A 19,582-nucleotide genomic window follows, 5' to 3' on the forward strand; every position below is an offset into this window, starting at 1 on the left:
GAGAAGGTTTTTGATTGCGGAGGTCTTCACTATGACACAATATCACTTTGTGGGAATCAAAGGTACCGGAATGAGTGCTTTAGCCCAAATACTTCATGATATGAAAAATGAGGTTCAGGGGTCTGACGTTGAAAAGTATTTCTTCACCCAACAGGCTCTTGACGAGCGCGGGATTACAATACTTCCTTTTAATAAAAACAATATTAAAGAAGGCCAGACCATTATTGCCGGAAATGCATTTCCGGATGACAATGAAGAACTTGTTGCAGCTAGAGAGCTGGGATTGCCGATCTATCGGTACCATCACTTCCTTGGCGACTTTGTAAAGAAGTATACAGGAGTAGCAGTAACTGGATCGCACGGGAAAACATCAACCACAGGCCTGCTTGCCCACGTTCTTGGCGGAGCGAAGCCGACTTCATTCCTTATCGGTGACGGGACAGGCAAAGGAATGGAAGACAGCGAGTATTTCGTGTTTGAGGCATGTGAATACCGACGCCATTTCCTCTCCTATGAACCGGCTTACGGCATCATGACGAACATTGACTTTGATCATCCTGATTATTTCAAGGATATCGATGATGTTATAAGTGCGTTTCAATCGATGGCCATGAATGTAACCAAGGGTATTATTGCTTGCGGTGATGATCAGCATCTGCAAAAGATCCATGCGAACGTGCCTGTTGTCTTTTACGGACTTGGAGAACATAACGATTTTCAGGCATCCAATATTAAGCGTGACGAGAACGGTACAACATTTGATGTATTTGTACGTAATACGTTCTATCACACGTTTACGATCACGGGATACGGAAACCACAACATTCTTAACGCACTTGCGGTTATTGCACTGTGCCACTATGAGGATGTACCCGTAGAGATTATTGCTGACCGTCTGAAAACCTTCGGCGGCGTAAAACGCCGTTATTCTGAAAAACCGTTTGGACATCAAGTCTTAATTGATGACTATGCTCATCACCCAACAGAAATCAGTGCGACGATTGAAGCGACTAAATATAAGTACAAAGACCGTGATGTTGTGGCGATTTTTCAGCCTCACACGTTTACGAGAACGAAAACATTTCTTCAGGAATTCGGTGAGAGCTTAAGCAAAGCCGATTATGTTTATTTGTGTGATATTTTCGGATCCGCTCGTGAAAATGCAGGTACACTCACAATTAAGGATCTGCAGGACTTGATTCCGAACGCACAGCTTCTGACTGAGAATAAAGTAGGTATTCTTGAACAGCATACGGACGGCATTTTATTGTTTATGGGAGCAGGGGATATTCAAAAGTTCCAAAAGTCCTATGAACAGGAAGCTGAAGGCAATAAAGGGAAGACCACACGAATTGGATAACGATGAAAAAGGGGACTCGGGAAGAGTCCTTTTTTTTCCTATACATAAGCTCTTTTAGGGCAATGATCTGTGATTTTGGCGGGGTGTTGTTGAACCGCCGTTGGGAAAAGAACTTGAGGGTCTCTTTCCGTCAGGGATGCGTGGTCTAATATGACGAATACCAATATTATTTTTAGTAAACACAGTATGAAAAAGCGCCGGAGTTCGATCAGCCGGCGCTTTTTACAGGATCTATTTTAAATTCTCAGGGTTAAGGACTTCAAGCTCTGGGAGAACAAAACGTCCGTCTTTGCGGATTAATACATCATCAAAATAAATTTCTCCGCCGCCGTAATCAGGGCGCTGAATCATAACCATATCCCAGTGGATATTGGAGTCGTTGCCGTTGTAAGCTTCTTCATACGCTTGTCCTGGTGTGAAATGGAAGCTTCCGTCAATCTTCTCATCAAACAGAATATCTTTCATTGGATGCTGGATGAAAGGATTCACACCGATGGCGAATTCTCCGATATAACGTGAACCTTCATCTGTATCAAAAATCTTGTTGATTCGTTCTGAATCGTTTGCTGTAGCGTTCACGATTTTTCCGTTCTCGAACGTAAGGGATACATTTTCAAACGTATATCCTTGGTAAGGTGAAGGAGTGTTATATGTAAGGGTTCCATTAACAGAGTCGCGTACTGGTGCAGTGAATACTTCCCCATCCGGTATATTGTTGGCCCCTGCACAGCGGATCGCCGGGATGTCTTTGATGGAGAAAGTGAGGTCTGTTCCAGGCCCTTTAAGCTGAACTTTGTCGGTTCTGTTCATAAGGTCCTCGAGAGATTTCATCGCTTCGTTCATTTTCCCGTAATCGAGGTTGCACACTTGGAAGTAGAAATCCTCAAAGGCATCAGTGCTCATGCTGGCAAGCTGCGCCATGGAGGCATTCGGATAACGAAGAACGACCCATTTTGTTTTCTTAATACGAATTTCACGGTGCATAGCGAAGATCGTTTTTTCATAAAGCGCCATTTTTTCAGAAGGCACATCCGATAGCTCATTAATATTGTCTCCTGAACGAAGTCCGATGTACGCGTCCATTTGCGACATGAGATCTCCCTCATGCTTAGCAATCAGCTTCATCTGCTCTTCAGATGCTTCCATATATTGCTGGCGCATAACAGAATGGTCTTTTAACAGGACGAACGGATATCCGCCTGCTGCGTAGGCTTCTTGCACAAGTGCGTTGACAAGCTCTTTTTGAAAGCCGAAGTTTTCAATCAGAACCTTTTCTCCTTTTTGGAGATTAACGGAGTATGTAATCAGGTTTTTGGCTAATTGTTGAATGCGTGGATCTTTCAAAGAAATTTCCCCCTCAAATTATGGTGATAGGCCTAACGTATCTATTTTAACTCAATTTAAACAATTTGTAATGTTCGAACCCCGATTCTAGAAGGAAATCCGTAAATAATATAGAATAGTAGGATACATGTTTAATTTTATGGGCACAGGGTAATTTTAAAACCAATCATATCTGGAGGTGTCGTGGAAACATGAACGTACTTATCCCAATTAGCGTAGCAGTCATTGCCCTCGCATTTGTTGTCCTCGTGTTTTTCTTAGCCCGTACATTAAAATCTTTGCAGGGAACACTCGATAACGTAGCGAAAACATTAGATGGATTTGAAACCCAATTAAATGGAGTGACTTCCGAGACGGCTCAGCTTCTTCACAAAACGAACAAACTTGCTGAAGATGTCCAAACCAAAGCAGACTCCTTGAACACTGTGTTTTCTGCCGTACAGGACTTAGGGAGCTCTATTCATAATGTGAATCAATCTGTCCGCAAAGTAACAGAAAAGATTTCTACTGGAGCCGAGCGGCAGTCTGAGAATATTTCCCAGGCGGTTCAATGGGGTAACGTTGCAATCAACCTTTGGGAAAAATGGAAGATTAGAAAATCAAGCTTGGAATCTTCCCGAAGAAAACAATACCAATAAGGAGGAGAATCATGAGTAACGAAAACAATAACCAAAACATTAACAGTAAAGATTTTATTATTGGTGCTCTTGTCGGAGGAATTGTGGGTGCTGCTTCTGCACTATTGATGGCTCCTAAAAGCGGTAAGGAATTAAGAAGCGACATCAACGAGCAAGCAGGTACGATTAAGGATAAGGGCAGTGAATGGTCCGCGATGGCGAAAGATAAATCATCCAATATTGCCAGAACGGTATCCGAACAGTCTAATCAAGTAGCTGGCAAGGTGAAGGAATTAACGACCAGCATCCGCCGCGACCTTGATAATTGGAGAAATAAAGGGAAAGAGGTAGCAGACGAGAGCGCTGATGCGTATGGAGAAATTACGAGCCAAGTCGAAGCTGAAGCTAATCGCCAGCCAGAAGAAGAGCTCGTTGAGCACAAATATTGATACAATCCAAATAAATATGAAATGATAAGCGGAGAAGACATCTTCTCCGCTTTTATTTTAGCATTAATGCCGTCTGCACTTACAAGCGCCGAAACCCGGAAGATTTCCGACCTGGCGCGTTTCATAAAAAGGAGGAAATACTATGCCACTAACCAAGATTTCAGATTCGGAAGCGTTTAAAAAGGCGATCAACGAAAGCAGGAAAGTTTTCGTATTGAAGAACAGTACAACATGCCCTATCAGCCATGCTGCTTTTGAAGAGTACAGAAAATTTGCAGAAGAACAAAGTGAAAACGTCTATTACTTAAACGTTCAGGAAGCACGGCCGCTTTCCAATCAGATTGCAGAGACTTATGGAATCAAACACGAATCCCCCCAAGTTCTGCTTTTTGAAAATGGAGAGGTGAAATGGAATGACTCGCATTGGTCGATCACCCGCTCTGCGCTGGAGGAACATCTAAATCAATAATGTGCATCGCCCCTTTTGCCCGTCCCCTGGTACGGTCAGTATGGGGTTTTTTTGTTTTTACAGGTGACAGCCCCTGTTTCTTTCAACTATAATGAATATGTTTTAAAAACAGAGCATAGGAGAGGTAAGCATGAGCACAGAAAAGTTAGACGAGCTAAGAGACCGGTTGGAAGGTCTGGATACACAGCTGCTTGAACTGTTAAATCAGCGGGAGGCATTGCTGCAAAAGAACGGAGCCTTAAGGGTGGAAAGTACATTCGCATTGCGTGACAAGGTCAAGCACTATAAAACCGGGCATTTGCATAAAAACGTTATGCTAAACCTTGTTAAAGTACTCGAAGATGCCGGGAAGAATCCTGAACGGCAGAATGACCGTCATCTGCTCGTATCAAGGAAAAGACATCCTGAAAACACGGTGCTTACCATTAAGGAAGAAAAGATTGGAGATGGGATTCCCCATCTGATCGCAGGACCGTGCGCAGTGGAAAGTGAAAAGCAGCTCGATGATGCGGCAAGAGCGGTTAAAGCACAGGGATTGACATTTATGCGCGGCGGAGCTTTTAAGCCAAGAACGTCACCCTATGATTTTCAAGGGCTCGGACTAGAAGGCCTTAAGCTGCTGCGTCAGGCGGGTGAAAAATACGGACTCGCTGTGATCAGTGAAATCGTTGATCCAAGAGACATGGAAGCTGCCGAAAAGTTTTTAGATATCATTCAAATCGGGGCAAGAAATATGCAAAACTTTGAGCTCCTGAAAGAAGCGGGGAAACTCTCAAAGCCGGTTCTTTTAAAGAGGGGGCTGGCTGCTACCATCGAGGAATTTATGCATAGCGCGGAGTATATCCTGGCAAGCGGCAATGATCAGATCATATTATGCGAGCGCGGTATAAGAACGTATGAGAAAGCAACGAGAAATACGCTGGATATCACCGCTGTTCCCATCTTGAAGCAGGAAACGCATCTCCCTGTCTTTGTGGATGTTACTCATTCGACTGGAAGGAAGGATCTGCTTGTTCCTGCTGCAAAAGCGGCATTAGCGGTCGGTGCGGACGGAATTATGGCGGAGGTGCATCCTCATCCCGGGCAAGCGTTATCCGATTCGGCACAGCAGATGAATCCTCAGGAGTTTGAACGTTTTGTTTACGATTTAACCGCAAGCGGTTTATATAATAAAGTGAGAGCTTACGCCTAGTTCATAACCCTCCATCCCGGAGGGTTTTTTCATGAATATGGCTGGCCATGAATATTAAGGAAAAGAAAAACAGCAGTTACCTAGCATAATGGAGCATATTAAAGGAATTTAAAGAATCATCCCAGTCTGGCATGTGCCATCCTCATAAGAAACTATATTTGCCTCATAATCAAGATACAGGTTTTTTTACATCCTCTTTTAAGTGCGTATAATGGGTGGGGTAAACAAAAAGTGACTGCAAATTGGTCAATTTGTAGCAATGTCCTTACCTTTTAGAGGAGGGAAACCGATGAACAACTTTGAACAGAACACAGAAACAACAACTCAAAAATCATTGTATTTTTTCCTGCTAGCCGTTACACTTCTATGGATTAAATCTTACTTAGCTTTTCGTTTTAGTTTGAACCTTGATCTCGAGAATGTTATGCAGCAGATGATCTTAGTGATTACTCCACTGAGCTCGGCGCTGTTCTTCCTGGGTTTAGGTTTATTCGCACCCGTGAAGAGCCGAAATAAGGCATTGTTAACGATACATTTTATCATGTCTTTTATTTTATATGCCAATATTGTCTACCATCGTTTTTTTGATGATTTCATTACCATTCCGGTACTGTTTCAATTTAAAAACTTTGGTGATTTGGGCGGAAGTGCAAAAAGCTTAATGCACCCGTTGGATATTTTATATTTCTTGGACTTTCTACTGTTATTGACCATCGTATTATTTAATAAAGTTAAGCCTGTTGAAAAGATTAAAAAGAAAACCATTGGGCTTGTATTTGTTTCGGCATTAACCGTTTTTCTGGCGAATATTGGAATGGCAGAAATTCAGCGCCCCGAATTATTAACAAGAACGTTTGACCGTGCGATCCTCGTAAAATTGATGGGAATCTACAACTACCATGTTTATGATGCGGTATTAAGCACAAAATCATCGACACAAAGGGCGTTAGCCGACAGCAGCGACTTATCAGACGTAAAAAACTATGTGGATTCGGAGTACAAAAAACCGGATGATAAAATGTTCGGTGAGGCAAAAGGAAAGAACGTCATCCTTGTGTCGATGGAATCCACACAGAACTTCCTGATCAACAAAAAGATTCATGGACAGGAAGTGACACCGTTCTTGAACGATTTAACGAAAAACAGTTATTACTTCGATAACTTCTACCATAATACAGGACAAGGAAAGACGTCCGATGCGGAGTTTTTGATCGATAACTCGTTATATGGACTGCCAGGCGGTTCAGTTTATTCAACAAAAGCTCAGAACAAGTATCATGCCACCCCAGAGATTGTAAAGGAAAACGGCTACAATCCGGTTGTGTTCCATGCTAACAATAAAAGCTTCTGGAACCGGGATATCATGTATGATACTTTAGGATACAATAAGTTTTATTCTAAGCCTTATTACCATGTGACTGACCAGAACTCTGTCAACTATGGCTTAAAAGATAAAGAGTTCTTCAAGCAATCCATGCCGATGCTTGAAAACCTCAAACAGCCGTTTTACAGTAAATTTATCACACTGACAAACCATCATCCGTTCATTTTGAATAATGAACAGGAGAAGAGCATCCAGCCGGCTGACACCGGTGACCCTACAGTGGATAATTACTTTGTTACGGCACGTTATCAGGATGAGGCATTGAAACAGTTCTTTCAGCAGCTGAAGCAATCTGGATTGTATGATAATTCTGTGGTCATCCTGTATGGGGACCATTATGGCATTTCAGAAAACCATAACAAAGCAATGAGCAAAATTTTGGGAAAAGAAGTTACTCCATATGAGCATCTTCAGCTTCAAAAAACACCATTGTTTATTCACGTACCTGGGCAAAAAGGTAAAACCATGCACACGATTGGCGGAGAGATTGATTTGAAACCGACCATTCTGCATCTCCTGGGTAAAGAAACAAAAGGTGATATTCAGTTCGGCTCTGATCTGTTCTCTCCTGAGCGAGACGACTTCACCGTTCAACGGGATGGAAGTGCGATTACGAAAGATTACGTTTATGCCGGAGAAAAAGAAAAATGCTACAGTCAGACCGACGGACAAGAAGTGGCGAATAAGTTATGTAATCCTGTAAAAGAAAAGGCTGAAAAAGACCTTAATCTTTCCGATAAAGTAGTGTATGGAGACCTGCTCCGGTTCTTTAAGGATGGAAAAATAGTTCAACCACACGATACAAAATAACAGCAATTAAAACCGGCTGATTTCAGCCGGTTTTTGCTGTTTTGTATGTACTTGCTGGGAATGGTGAAAACTATGCATAAGAATTTGTAAAAAGTTCACTTTTTCCCGCGAGATTACAGTGGTGGCACTGCTTTTCGTTGCCTAACTGCAGTCCTTTACTGTATGATATCAATAACATTACATAACCTGTCTGGATTGTGGAATTAAAGGAGGATTATCAAATTGAATACAACAATTTATGATGTAGCCCGTGAGGCGGGTGTTTCAATGGCAACCGTCTCACGTGTAGTAAATGGAAACCCTAATGTAAAACCATCTACGAGAAAAAAGGTGCTGGAAGCGATTGAGCGCCTCGGATACAGGCCGAATGCGGTAGCCAGAGGATTGGCCAGCAAAAAGACGACAACAGTAGGAGTCATCATTCCTGATATTGCAAGCATCTTTTTTGCAGAGCTGGCAAGGGGAATTGAGGATATTGCTACGATGTATAAATACAATATCATCTTATGTAACTCTGATCAGAACAAAGAGAAAGAGATTCATCTGCTGAATACATTGCTTGGGAAGCAAGTGGATGGGATTGTTTTCATGGGCGGAAAAATTACAGAAGAGCATGTGGAAGAATTCAAAAAATCCCCGGTGCCGATTGTTATGGCAGCGACGGTGGATATGAACGAAGAGATTCCTTCAGTAAATATCGATTATCAGCAAGCAGTCTATGATGCAGTTGAACATCTCCTAAAATCCGGACACGAGTCTGTAGCGATGGTGACGGGGCCATTGGAAGATCCGATCAACGGCTATCATAAGTTCACCGGATTCCGCAAGGCCATGGAGGATGCAGGGAAAAAGGTGGATGAGAAGCAGATATTTGTTGGTGACTATACTTACGATTCCGGAATTGAAGCGGTCGAAACGTTCCTTGAGAGCGGAAATATGCCTACGGCGATTTTTGTCGGCACAGATGAGATGGCACTCGGAGTTATTCACGGGGCACAGGATAAAGGGTTGACCGTGCCAGGAGACCTTGAAGTCATCGGGTTTGACAATACAAGGCTGGCAACGATGGTCAGACCGACGCTTTCAACGGTCGTACAGCCGATGTATGATATCGGTGCTGTCGCAATGCGTCTGCTGACAAAATTGATGAACAAAGAAAAAGTGGAAGAGAACACTGTCGTTCTTCCTCACCGTATTCAATTCCGCAGCACAACCAAGAACAACGATCAATAAAGAATGATCGGTGTGATCGAAGCGCCTCTGAAGAACAATAGGGTACAAGCAAGATTCTTCCCGTCTCCTTCTTCAGGTGCTTCATTTTTTTCGGAAGTTCAGCCGGCCGAGTAGGCTTTAACAAGACAAGACAAAAGGGTGGGAGAAGATTTGAGAATCGGCATTATTGGGGCTATGGATGAAGAAATTCATTACATGAAACAAGCTCTTGATATCTATGGGGAAAGCGTTCATGCCAAAGGTAAATACTATGAAGGAACATATGGGATTAAAGAAGTAGTCCTTTGTAAATCAGGTGTCGGCAAAGTAAATGCTGCGATTACCACACAAGTTTTGATTGACCGCTTTAAAGTAACCCATATTTTCTTTACAGGTGTTGCAGGAGCCCTTCATCCTGCACTTGAGATTGGGGATATTGTCATTTCCACCAGCGCACTGCAGCATGATATGGACGCATCGGCTCTTGGACCGCATTTTCCGCAGGGAACGATACCGATGTTCGATTATGATTCGGATTTTGCAGCTTGTCCAAGCCTTGTGAAGCTCGCCGAACAGGCAGCCGCAAAAATACCCGGCATTCATGTTCGCAAAGGAAGGATTTTAAGCGGAGATCAGTTCATTGCCAGCCGAGAGACCGTTGAAAAATATTTTCAGCAGTTTGACGGCGCATGCATTGAAATGGAAGGTTCAGCTGTGGCTCAAACCGCCTTTTTAAACGATGTTCCATTCGTGGTCATCCGCTCGATTTCCGACAAAGCCAACGGAGAAGCGACTGTGAACTTCACAGAATTTACCAAGCTCGCGGCCGAACGGTCATCTTCAATCATTGAAGAAATGCTGAAGACAATCCAGTGTTGAAAAGGAAAGACCTGATGGAATCATGCCATCAGGTCTTTTTAGTATAGTCTCGGATATGATGGAGCGCTTTTGAAAGAGTAAGCGCATTTTTTTCTGTGATCTCCTGTTTTCGAGGAATCGGTTTATACAGGTTGTTCCTGTCCTCCCATGTAAGAGGGAGTGTAACAGGCGCAAGTTTTTGCCACTTTTCCACCCATTCCATCGGTAATGATCCTGTTAAGTCAATATTGTTCATAGCCAGCCAAATTTCTGACCAAGCGCGAGGAACGACACGCCAGATGTCATAGCCTCCGCCTCCAGTTGCAATCCATCTTCCTTCGCAGTATCGGTCTGCCATTTTTTTCGCGATTCTCGGTATGGCGTGGAACGACTTCATCGTGACAGAAAGGTGTGTCAGCGGATCGAGGTAATGAGCATCTGAACCGTTCTGTGTGAGGATTACATCCGGTTTAAAGAATGCCGCCACTTCATTCAGTGCCGTTTCGTAGAGGCTCAGCCACGATTCATCTTCTGTAAAGGCATCTACCGGTAAATTAAAAGAATAGCCGTAACCATCGCTCTGGCCTTTTTCTGTTACATTTCCGGTTCCGGGAAACAAGTATCGTCCTGTTTCATGAATGGAAAGCGTACAGGCATCCGGGTCTTCATAGAATGCCCATTGAACACCATCACCGTGATGCGCATCGGTATCCACATACAATACTTTTACACCATATTTTTTTTTCAGGTAAGCGATGGCTACCGCGCTGTCATTATATACACAAAATCCGGAAGCTTTCCCACGGAATCCATGATGAAGGCCGCCGCTGGGGTTAAAACCGTAAGACGCATGGCCCTCCATTACCATATCTGCAGCAGTCAAGGTTGCTCCTACGATGAGTGCACTTGCTTCATGCATACCGGAAAAAATAGGCGTGTCCTCTGTTCCCAGGCCGTAATTCTGGGCGGATACAGCATTCAGTGTTCCTTGTCCAGCCTTTTTAACTGCTTCAATATACGCTTTGTCGTGTATGAGGCCAATTTCTTCGTCAGAAGCCATCCTCGGCCTTACAATCCGGCTATCCTCCAAGGACCCCGAAGAGCGCAGGAGATCAAATGTTAATTGGACACGCAGCTGGTTAAAGGGATGGTCTTCACTGAACTTATAGCGAAGCATGTCCTCGGAATAGATAAATACAGGTTTCTTCATTTTTCCACGTCCGGTTCCTGCGGCCAAATGACATCATAACCATTCTGCCTTAGTTCAGAAGCGATACGGTACGGATTCATCGTCCCGATCCGGAACACCAGAATCTTTTGGTTGTCTTCCTTTTTGTCCGGATAGACGAGAACACTGTTGATGTTAATCTTGAAATTTTTGATCAGAGAAGCAATATCCGCCAGTTTGCCTGCGACATTTTCTACCTTAACTTCAAGATGAGAGCTGGGCTGATGGGCGCCGGTCAGTTGGATAAGTGTGTACAGCATGTCCCGCTCTGTGATGACCCCGACCAGCTTTTTCTTTTCCAGGACTGGAATACAGCCGATCTGATGCTCGTAAAAAACACCGAGAAGGTCTTCTGCAAAATCAAGCGAATGGGCGGTAATGACATCTGTTTTCATAATTTCTGATACCGGTCGCCGTAACTCTTCAGGATGATCTGAGGCGGCAAAAATGGACGGGCTGGCGTCTCTTAGATCACGGTCAGAAATGATGCCGACAAGCGTTCCCTCCTCGTCAATAATCGGCAAGTGGCGGATGCGATGAGTTTTTAGAAGAAGAAGAGCTTCCTTGACTGTAGTTTGGGGCATGGCTGTTACAGCCTGTTTATTCATCATGTCCTGAACAATCATTGAGATTTCCCCTTTCTGCGATTAATACATGAAGCGGTTCTGAAAGCGAATTTGATCGAACCGCTGTACAGAATCCATTGTGATTCTCTTACCGATCCTGACCATTAAACAATTGGCAGGATGTGAACTGATCTCCGGGTCGTCCGTGGCCATATATTCCAAGCCTCCAGCATTCATCATTTTCTCCATCACTTTTCGGTAATCCCAAACCGACAAGCCGGTACCTTTCAGATCCCAATGCCAATAATATTCCGTTGTGATGATGATATAATCTTCCATCGCATTATCCATCATCGATACTTTTAATAAGCTTTTCCCTATTTTACAGTTGCGGTAATCCGAAATCACTTCAATGGCACCAAGCTCCAGTAGGTTCTCCATATTCCCTTGCGACCATCTTTCCATAGGATCCGGATAGACATAGGTCACATAACCGATGATTGTTTCTTTGTTTCTTGCGATTATGATTCTTCCTTCGTCAAGCCCTGCAATCTCAATGAGCGCATGGCGCTGCTGGTGTGGGGGCCTAAACGCCTCTAACCCGGCATGAAACTCGTATGCCGCCAGATGTTCAGGAGAGACCGGCCCTTCAATAATGACCTTGCCCAAAGGTGTATCAATAGCAAGGCAGTTGTATGTTTTCTTATGGTTCATCTATACACCACCCAAATTAAAGTTCATCCTCCTCTATTATACATAAACAAGAACATTTGTAAGGGTTTTCACCTGCATTCGGCGTGACAATTCTAATAAATTTAAAAATTTAGAATGATTATGATATAATGGCTGTGAATATCTTGGCATAGGAGGAGATTGACTAATGAAGGTGGAAGCGCTTCCGAGTGTAAAGGGTAACTTTAATCTTGAAGACTATCAAGCAGCATATGACACATTTGACTGGACAAGCATTGAAAAAGAATTTTCCTGGTATGAAACCGGGCGAGTCAATCTAGCCTTTGAAGCGATTGACAGACATGCAGAAAGCGATAGAAAAAATAAAGTAGCACTCTATTTTTCGGATCAGAAAAGAGACGAGAAATATACGTTCAAAGAAATGAAGGAACAATCGAACCGGGCTGGGAACATGCTCCGCCAGCTTGATGTTGAAAAAGGAGACAGGGTGTTTATCTTTATGCCGCGTTCTCCGGAACTGTACTTTTCACTCCTCGGGGCCATCAAACTTGGAGCTATCGTGGGTCCGTTGTTTGAAGCCTTTATGGAAGGGGCAGTAAGAGACCGGCTTGGAGACAGCGAAGCAAAAGTACTCATTACGACTCCTCAGCTTTTGGAGCGCGTTCCTGTAAACGAGCTTCCTCATCTAAAACATGTCGTTCTCGTTGGCGAGAACGTAAAAGAAGAAGGGCCATATGTTGATTACTTCAGCCGCATGGAAAAAGCAGACAAGGAGCTTAATCTGGAATGGGTAGACCGGGAAGACGGGCTGATCCTTCATTATACGTCTGGCTCCACAGGGAAACCAAAAGGAGTGCTTCATGTCCACAATGCGATGATTCAGCACTATCAGACCGCTAAATGGGTACTGGATCTGAAGGAATCAGATGTATACTGGTGCACAGCCGATCCGGGATGGGTAACAGGAACCTCCTACGGTATATTTGGCCCTTGGCTGAACGGCGCATCCAATGTGATCCGCGGCGGAAGATTCAGCCCGGAAGATTGGTATGGAACGATCGCTAAGTATGGTGTTACCGTTTGGTACAGTGCTCCGACGGCATTCCGTATGCTGATGGGAGCAGGAGATGAGGTCGTAAAACGTTTTGATCTTTCCTCACTTCGCCACATACTCAGTGTTGGCGAGCCGCTGAATCCTGAAGTTGTACGCTGGGGCATGAAGGTGTTTAACCTTCGTATCCATGATAACTGGTGGATGACAGAGACAGGTGCCCAGCTGATCAGTAATTTCCCAGCCGTAGAGATCAAGCCGGGGTCCATGGGGAAACCGTTCCCGGGAATAGAAGCTGCAATCATCGATGACCAGGATAACGTCCTGCCGCCGAACCGAATGGGGAACTTGGCGATTAAAAAGGGATGGCCGTCCATGATGAGAGCAATCTGGAACAATCCAGCCAAATATGATTCCTATTTTACTCCTGGCGGCTGGTACGTTTCCGGAGACTCTGCGTATATGGATGAAGAGGGATATTTCTGGTTTCAGGGCCGTATTGATGATGTCATCATGACATCAGGAGAAAGGGTAGGGCCATTTGAAGTAGAAAGCAAGCTTGTCGAACACCCTGCCGTTGCAGAGGCAGGCGTAATCGGGAAACCAGACCCGGTTCGCGGTGAAGTCATTAAAGCATTCATCGCACTGCGTGAAGGCTATTCTCCGAGCGAAGAATTGGTTCAGGAAATCAGATCGTTTGTGAAATCAGGTTTAGCCGCTCACTCTGCGCCAAGAGAAATCGAGTTCAGAGACAAACTTCCGAAAACGAGAAGCGGAAAGATCATGCGCCGTGTGCTTAAGGCCTGGGAATTGGACCTTCCGACAGGCGACTTATCCACGATGGAAGACTAAAACATTAAAGCAAAAAGCCCGCGAATTAATTCGCGGGCTTTTTAGGTGTCTTTTTATCACCGGTTTGGGAAGGAGGATCCTTCGGCTTCTTGCCTGCAGGAGGTTCTTCCGCTTTTTTATCGTCTGAACCCGGTTTCTTCGTTCCGCCTGCAGTTTTTCCGCTCGTTACCTTTTGGGAAGGTGCGGATTCTTTGCCCGAGATGTCAACTGCTGTGACATACAGAACGCCTGATGGTGCAGAAGAAGATGTTTTATCAGATGTTAAGCTTCCTATCTTCTTAAATGGACCTTTTCCAGTGGCAGAATAATAGACACGGTAGCCGACCACGTCGCTTTCTCCTGAATCAGACCAGGTAAGTTTTCCGCCTTTAGCTGAAAGGCCGCTGACCGTATCAGGGGTTTTCCCGTTCTCCGGAAGGTTCGTCTTAGGAAGAAGGTGGTCAGAATTCTCTCCTCCGGCCATTTTCTTTACGTCAACTCCGTTGAACAGGGCGTCATCGATCAGCACACCTTTTTGTGTGAATTCTCTTGGTGTAGATTCAGAAGCCTTGTATTTTCTGCCGTCAGCAATAACATAAAGCCCGGTATCCAAGCTGTTGTCCGAGGAATTTGGCGCGTATTTTACGTTAAATAGATCGGTTGTCACAAGACCTGCAGATCGGCAGAGATCAGACGGAAGTTTTCCGGAGATCCCGCAGATTTCTTTTCTGACAATTCCTGAAGGCATAGAGAAACGATGCTTCGGAGCCATCAGCGATGGAGCATATCTATACGCATCATTCGCAAATGCCGCCCACAGCGTCTGGCTCACCTGGCGCTGACCCATAGGAATGGTGTCTGGCTTATCATAGCCATGCCAAACTCCCAGTGTTACGTTCGGATTGGTTGCAACAAACCATGAATCCTTGTATTCAGATGAGGTCCCTGTTTTGCCAGCCCAGTCTGCATAGAAGTTCAGACTTCGTGGGATTCGGGATGCCGTTCCGCCAGGTTTCAGTACATCCCGCATCATATCCAGAACGAGATAGGAGGATTGCGGAGAATATACCGGGACTGGCTTGGTTTGATGTTTGTAAATCACTTTTCCTTTTTTATCTTCAATCTTTTCAATAAGATAGGCATCCACAAATTTACCTTGGTTGGCAAAGGTGGAGAAGGCATTGGTGTTTTCCTCAACCGTTACACCGTTTGTCAAACCGCCAATGGCTACAGAGACACTTCCTCTGTCTTCATCAGTTATTGATGAGAAGCCCATTTTCTCCAATCGGTTGAAGGCATCCGCGCGGTTTGCTTTCATGAAGCTTCGCAAAGCAGGGATATTATAGGATTTTGCCAATGCGGTTCGGGCGGACAGCAGCCCGTGAAACCGGTCATCATAGTTTTTCGGATTGTAAGCACCTATGGATAAAGGAGTATCAGGAATAATGTAACCCGGCTGCACTTTTCCTTCTTCAATGGCAGGGGCATAAGCGAGCAGCGGCTTCATGGTGGAACCATTTTGCCTCAATGCCTGAGTGGCATGGTTCAGCTGCTCCCGGTTGTAATCACGGCCTCCGACAAAGCTTATAATGGCTCCGGTTTTATTTTCGATTAGGATTGAACCGACTTCCTGAGGCTGCTGAACGTTGATCCATTTTCCTTTATCGTTTTTCACGCGGACAAGATGGGAAGAGCCGAAGAGATACTTGTTCTTCGCTGTTTCCTCCATCTCCTCATAGATCTTTTTATTGATGGTCGTATGGATCTTCAACCCTTTTTGCCGAAGCTGGACAAATGCGTTCTGACGGTATTCGTCCTTTGTTTTTTGATTGAGTTTCAGGTAGTTCTTTCCGTCTTTTTTCGCGGCGATTCTTGCCAGGATATCCGCTGAACGGTGCTCAACCTCAATGCTTAAGTAAGGGTATTTTTCGTAGGACGATTCTTTTTTCGTTACGAAATGTTTTCTTACATTGTATTTTAGTGCTTTGTTGTATTGTTCAGGCGTTATGGCTCCGTTCGTCAACATTCGATTCAAAACCGTTTTCATGCGGTTGGTTCCATATGTAATGTCTTTCTTGACTTTCCCCTGATTTGTAAATGGAGAATAGACAAACGGGTTCTGAGGCATACCGGCAAGGAATGCTGCCTGCGGCAAGTTCAGCTTGTCAGCATCGACACCGAAAACTCCTTGAGCGGCTGCCTGGATGCCTGCTACGTTTCGTCCGGATGAGTTTCGTCCGAATGGAACGATGTTTAAATACGCTTCAAGAATTTGCTCTTTTGTAAAAAGGTGCTCAAGCCTGAGGGCGAGCAGTATTTCTTTTGCTTTTCTGTCAAAGGAAACTTCGTTCGTTAAGATCTGGTTCTTAATGAGCTGCTGTGTAAGCGTGCTTCCCCCTGAACGTGTTTCAGAGCCTGTTACTTCCTGAAGCATTGCCCTGATAATCGCTTTTGGGACGATTCCATCATGCTCATAGAAGTATTGGTCCTCTGTGGAAATGACAGCGTCTTTGACGAAAGGAGAGATATCTTTTAATGGAACCTCCTGACGGTCAAGATCAGCACGCAGCTTGCCCATCAGCTGATCTTTGTCAAAATACATTGTGCTCGTTTCTTCATAATTGTAAATATTATCTTTCATGGTGCTGTATGCTCTGACCGGCTCATTCTTTACTAGCGAAGCTAGAAACCCAGCCCCGGCCCCAGCCGCCAAACAGCCGCCAAGCACGATCAAAACTATGATAATTAAGAATAAATTCCAGGTGAATGTGTATGTTTTATCGGCAGCCTGTATAATTTTTTTCTCATTTAGATACGCAATAAAGCGCCTCCATTTTTCCTTAATTTCCTCTAGATGAGACATTTGTAAATTCCCCCCTATCTGACTAATTATATCATATCCCTTGTCGTTTGAAGGGGGACTTAAGACAATTTTGTCAGTTGAAGAGGAATTGACATTGTATGTAACCTGTGGTAAAAATGAAGAATATATGCCAATTGGATAAAGCAGAAGCGAAGATAGGATTTAGTAGTAACCGTCTCCCTGTTTCAGAAAGCTGGTGTCCGCTGCAAACCAGTACACAGACGGTTTATGAAATACACCCTGGAGCTTTCTTTGTGAAATGAAAGTAGCAAAGACCGGCTGAAAAGCCGTTAATGAATAGAGTGGGAGGAAATTTATTTCCTTCAACGAGGGTGGTACCGCGATAATCACGTCCCTTATACAGGGGCGTTTTTTATTTGTCTTCATCCAGAAACTGAAAGGAGCAACTATAATGGCAATTTTACAAGACTTAGAATTTCGGGGACTCATTAATCAAGTAACCGACCGGGAAGGATTGGAGGAAAAACTGCAGAGCGGCAAAACATCATTCTATTGCGGTTTTGACCCGACAGCGGACAGCCTGCATGTAGGCCACCTTCTTGTCATTTTAACGATGCGCCGCCTTCAGCAGGCTGGGCATCAGCCGATCCCTCTTGTGGGCGGAGCGACAGGGATGATTGGGGACCCAAGCGGGAAGAAAGCAGAGCGGACATTAAACGAATCCGCTGTGGTTCAACAATGGAGCGAGCGGATTAAACAGCAGCTTTCAAAGTTCCTGGACTTTAATGCCGAGGATAATCCAGCGAAAATTGCCAATAACTATGAGTGGATCGGGAGCATGGACGTCATATTATTCCTCCGTGATGTTGGTAAATATTTCCCGTTGAACTACATGCTTGCAAAAGATTCGGTAGAATCTCGCTTGGAAGCTGGAATTTCTTTTACAGAGTTTACGTACATGATCCTTCAATCTTATGATTTCCTTCAATTGTACCGTCAGGAAAACTGCCGTCTGCAGCTTGGCGGAAGCGACCAATGGGGCAATATCACTGCCGGTCTGGAACTAATCCGTAAAGCCGGGGAAGAAGAGAGAGCATTCGGATTAACGATCCCGCTCGTAACGAAGAGTGATGGAACAAAGTTCGGTAAAACAGAAGGCGGAGCGGTCTGGCTCGACCCGGAGAAAACCACTCCTTACGAGTTCTACCAGTTCTGGATCAACACAGATGACCGCGATGTCATCAAGTTCTTGAAGTATTTCTCATTCAAGAGCCACGAAGAGATCAACGAACTTATTGAACAAGTGCAGAGTGCGCCTGAAAAACGTGCTGCACAAAAGGCGCTTGCAGAAGAGTTGACCGCTCTTGTCCACGGAGAACAGTCATTGGAACAAGCGATCAAAATCTCACAGGCACTTTTCAGCGGACAGCTTTCGGAATTGACTGGAGAGGAGATTGAGCAAGGGTTTAAAGATGTTCCGTCCTTTGAGATGGATTCTAAAGAGGATATCGGCCTCATCGACCTTCTTGTAGCAAGCAAGATTTCTCCATCCAAACGCCAAGCCCGTGAGGATGTAACCAATGGTGCGATCTACATCAACGGCGAACGTTGCCAGGATCTTGAGAAAGTTGTGGGAAGCAGCTCCCGCATTGACGACCGGTTTGTTGTCATTAGAAGAGGGAAGAAGAAATATTTCTTGATCAGATACTAATTTTAGAACCGGCCCTGATGATTGGGCCGGTTTTTTTAAATTAGCAGCAGATGATGTTTTGAACATAAAACAGAAAATCTGAACATAAAATGAGATTTTTGAAAATGAATTCCTTATTTTTGAACATATAGTTATTTAACCCTAAAAATGGGGGACAACAACAATAAAAAAACGCCCCGTAAAAACGAGGCGTTTTCTTAAACTTAACGAGAGTAGAACTCAACGATAAGCTGTTCTGTGATTTCAGCAGGCAATTCAGAACGCTCTGGTAAGCGAGTGAAAGTACCTTCAAGTTTGTTTTCGTCAAAAGTCAAGAAGTCAGGAACAAAGTTGTTCACTTCGACTGCTTCTTTAATAGCGCTAAGGTTTTGTGACTTTTCACGAACACCGATAACTGAACCAGGTGCTACGCGGAAAGAAGGAATATCAACGCGCTTTCCGTTTACAGTGATGTGGCCATGGTTTACCAATTGACGAGCAGCACGGCGAGTGCGGGCAAGACCAAGACGGTAAACGATGCTGTCTAAACGAGACTCAAGAAGGATCATGAAGTTTTCACCATGAATTCCTGCCATTTTGCCAGCATCATTGAAAATGCGGCGGAATTGACGCTCATTTACACCATACATATGACGAAGCTTTTGCTTCTCTTGTAATTGTAAACCGTATTCAGAAAGTTTTTTACGTTGGTTAGGACCATGTTGTCCTGGAGCGTAAGGACGCTTTGCTAATTCTTTTCCTGTTCCGCTTAGGGAAATACCTAAACGACGGGAAATCTTCCATGTAGATCCAGTATATCGAGCCATGAATGACTCCTCCTTCACGTGTTTTGTTTTTGTAAAACAATACAGTGACTGTCTTCTTTTCATGTGATCATTTTGTTGATCTATACCTTCACTTCAGCAGCCATGAAGCTACGCGATATACCATGACAATTGGCAAAGCCATGTAACAAAATGAAACAAATGACGAACACAGTGCCG

Annotated in this window: 16 protein-coding genes and 1 other annotated feature; of the genes, 10 read left to right on the forward strand and 6 right to left on the reverse strand. The window is 44.3% G+C overall.

The window, feature by feature from the left end; genetic code table 11:
- Positions 1-31: 31 nt before the first annotated feature.
- On the forward strand, positions 32-1,360 hold the full coding sequence (gene murC / locus ABHN01_RS21625) for a UDP-N-acetylmuramate--L-alanine ligase (RefSeq protein WP_429877237.1): 1,329 nt from the start codon (positions 32-34) through the stop codon (positions 1,358-1,360).
- A gap of 231 nt (positions 1,361-1,591) precedes the next feature.
- Here murC and ABHN01_RS21630 read toward each other — a convergent pair whose 3' ends face one another.
- Entirely contained in the window at positions 1,592-2,704 is a 1,113-nt protein-coding gene (locus ABHN01_RS21630) for an aminopeptidase (protein ID WP_290398677.1), read from the reverse strand.
- Between the two features lie 191 nt (positions 2,705-2,895).
- On the opposite strand from ABHN01_RS21630, the gene ABHN01_RS21635 reads away from it, so the two are divergent.
- The 7 genes from ABHN01_RS21635 to ABHN01_RS21665 all read left to right on the forward strand — a co-directional run bounded on the left by ABHN01_RS21635 (position 2,896) and on the right by ABHN01_RS21665 (position 9,716).
- Complete coding sequence (locus tag ABHN01_RS21635; protein ID WP_290398678.1) at positions 2,896-3,342, forward strand: DUF948 domain-containing protein; 447 nt, start codon at positions 2,896-2,898, stop codon at positions 3,340-3,342.
- An 11-nt stretch (positions 3,343-3,353) separates the two neighbouring features.
- Positions 3,354-3,770: a YtxH domain-containing protein gene (locus ABHN01_RS21640; protein ID WP_290398679.1), complete on the forward strand. Its 417-nt coding sequence runs from the start codon at positions 3,354-3,356 to the stop codon at positions 3,768-3,770.
- A gap of 142 nt (positions 3,771-3,912) precedes the next feature.
- Positions 3,913-4,239, forward strand: coding sequence for a bacillithiol system redox-active protein YtxJ (gene ytxJ, locus ABHN01_RS21645; RefSeq protein WP_429877238.1), 327 nt, complete (start codon positions 3,913-3,915; stop codon positions 4,237-4,239).
- 130 nt (positions 4,240-4,369) lie between these two features.
- A complete protein-coding gene (locus ABHN01_RS21650; protein ID WP_429877239.1) occupies positions 4,370-5,431 on the forward strand; it encodes a bifunctional 3-deoxy-7-phosphoheptulonate synthase/chorismate mutase in 1,062 nt (353 codons plus the stop codon).
- Positions 5,432-5,720: 289 nt separating this feature from the next.
- Positions 5,721-7,625 (forward strand): LTA synthase family protein, encoded by a 1,905-nt coding sequence (locus ABHN01_RS21655; protein ID WP_429877240.1) that lies wholly within the window; start codon positions 5,721-5,723, stop codon positions 7,623-7,625.
- Between the two features lie 222 nt (positions 7,626-7,847).
- A complete protein-coding gene (gene ccpA, locus ABHN01_RS21660; protein WP_429877241.1) occupies positions 7,848-8,858 on the forward strand; it encodes a catabolite control protein A in 1,011 nt (336 codons plus the stop codon).
- Between the two features lie 150 nt (positions 8,859-9,008).
- Positions 9,009-9,716 (forward strand): 5'-methylthioadenosine/adenosylhomocysteine nucleosidase, encoded by a 708-nt coding sequence (locus ABHN01_RS21665; RefSeq protein ID WP_429877242.1) that lies wholly within the window; start codon positions 9,009-9,011, stop codon positions 9,714-9,716.
- 28 nt (positions 9,717-9,744) lie between these two features.
- Here ABHN01_RS21665 and ABHN01_RS21670 read toward each other — a convergent pair whose 3' ends face one another.
- From ABHN01_RS21670 to ABHN01_RS21680, 3 genes are read right to left on the reverse strand one after another with little or no spacing between them, the layout of a single operon-like run.
- Complete coding sequence (locus ABHN01_RS21670; protein ID WP_429877243.1) at positions 9,745-10,905, reverse strand: acetoin utilization protein AcuC; 1,161 nt, start codon at positions 10,903-10,905, stop codon at positions 9,745-9,747.
- Positions 10,902-11,549, reverse strand: coding sequence for an acetoin utilization AcuB family protein (locus ABHN01_RS21675; protein ID WP_429877244.1), 648 nt, complete (start codon positions 11,547-11,549; stop codon positions 10,902-10,904). Before ABHN01_RS21675 ends, ABHN01_RS21670 begins: the two co-directional genes overlap by 4 nt.
- A gap of 21 nt (positions 11,550-11,570) precedes the next feature.
- Entirely contained in the window at positions 11,571-12,203 is a 633-nt protein-coding gene (locus ABHN01_RS21680; protein WP_429877245.1) for a GNAT family N-acetyltransferase, read from the reverse strand.
- A 166-nt stretch (positions 12,204-12,369) separates the two neighbouring features.
- Between ABHN01_RS21680 and acsA the strand changes: the two genes are divergently transcribed.
- The gene (acsA, locus tag ABHN01_RS21685; RefSeq protein WP_429877246.1) at positions 12,370-14,085 is read left to right on the forward strand and encodes an acetate--CoA ligase; all 1,716 of its coding nucleotides are present in this window, start codon (positions 12,370-12,372) and stop codon (positions 14,083-14,085) included.
- 25 nt (positions 14,086-14,110) lie between these two features.
- On the opposite strand, the gene ABHN01_RS21690 is transcribed toward acsA, so the two are convergent.
- Positions 14,111-16,927 (reverse strand): transglycosylase domain-containing protein, encoded by a 2,817-nt coding sequence (locus ABHN01_RS21690; protein WP_429877247.1) that lies wholly within the window; start codon positions 16,925-16,927, stop codon positions 14,111-14,113.
- A gap of 143 nt (positions 16,928-17,070) precedes the next feature.
- Positions 17,071-17,287: a binding site (T-box leader), on the forward strand.
- Between the two features lie 52 nt (positions 17,288-17,339).
- Between ABHN01_RS21690 and tyrS the strand changes: the two genes are divergently transcribed.
- A complete protein-coding gene (gene tyrS, locus ABHN01_RS21695; protein ID WP_429877248.1) occupies positions 17,340-18,599 on the forward strand; it encodes a tyrosine--tRNA ligase in 1,260 nt (419 codons plus the stop codon).
- A 203-nt stretch (positions 18,600-18,802) separates the two neighbouring features.
- On the opposite strand, the gene rpsD is transcribed toward tyrS, so the two are convergent.
- Complete coding sequence (rpsD, locus tag ABHN01_RS21700) at positions 18,803-19,405, reverse strand: 30S ribosomal protein S4 (RefSeq protein WP_290398691.1); 603 nt, start codon at positions 19,403-19,405, stop codon at positions 18,803-18,805.
- Positions 19,406-19,582 lie beyond the last annotated feature (177 nt).

Source organism: Fictibacillus sp. NRS-1165 (genome assembly GCF_050468105.1).
Taxonomy (GTDB): Bacteria; Bacillota; Bacilli; order Bacillales; family Fictibacillaceae; genus Fictibacillus_C; species Fictibacillus_C terrinigri.

Coding starts and splice junctions, on each gene's coding strand:
- murC (WP_429877237.1), top strand. CDS start 32: ATGACACAATATCACTTTGTGGGAATCAAAGGTACCGGAATGAGTGCT.
- ABHN01_RS21635 (WP_290398678.1), top strand. CDS start 2,896: ATGAACGTACTTATCCCAATTAGCGTAGCAGTCATTGCCCTCGCATTT.
- ABHN01_RS21640 (WP_290398679.1), top strand. CDS start 3,354: ATGAGTAACGAAAACAATAACCAAAACATTAACAGTAAAGATTTTATT.
- ytxJ (WP_429877238.1), top strand. CDS start 3,913: ATGCCACTAACCAAGATTTCAGATTCGGAAGCGTTTAAAAAGGCGATC.
- ABHN01_RS21650 (WP_429877239.1), top strand. CDS start 4,370: ATGAGCACAGAAAAGTTAGACGAGCTAAGAGACCGGTTGGAAGGTCTG.
- ABHN01_RS21655 (WP_429877240.1), top strand. CDS start 5,721: ATGAACAACTTTGAACAGAACACAGAAACAACAACTCAAAAATCATTG.
- ABHN01_RS21670 (WP_429877243.1), bottom strand. CDS start 10,905: ATGAAGAAACCTGTATTTATCTATTCCGAGGACATGCTTCGCTATAAG.
- ABHN01_RS21675 (WP_429877244.1), bottom strand. CDS start 11,549: ATGATTGTTCAGGACATGATGAATAAACAGGCTGTAACAGCCATGCCC.
- ABHN01_RS21680 (WP_429877245.1), bottom strand. CDS start 12,203: ATGAACCATAAGAAAACATACAACTGCCTTGCTATTGATACACCTTTG.
- acsA (WP_429877246.1), top strand. CDS start 12,370: ATGAAGGTGGAAGCGCTTCCGAGTGTAAAGGGTAACTTTAATCTTGAA.
- ABHN01_RS21690 (WP_429877247.1), bottom strand. CDS start 16,927: ATGTCTCATCTAGAGGAAATTAAGGAAAAATGGAGGCGCTTTATTGCG.
- tyrS (WP_429877248.1), top strand. CDS start 17,340: ATGGCAATTTTACAAGACTTAGAATTTCGGGGACTCATTAATCAAGTA.
- rpsD (WP_290398691.1), bottom strand. CDS start 19,405: ATGGCTCGATATACTGGATCTACATGGAAGATTTCCCGTCGTTTAGGT.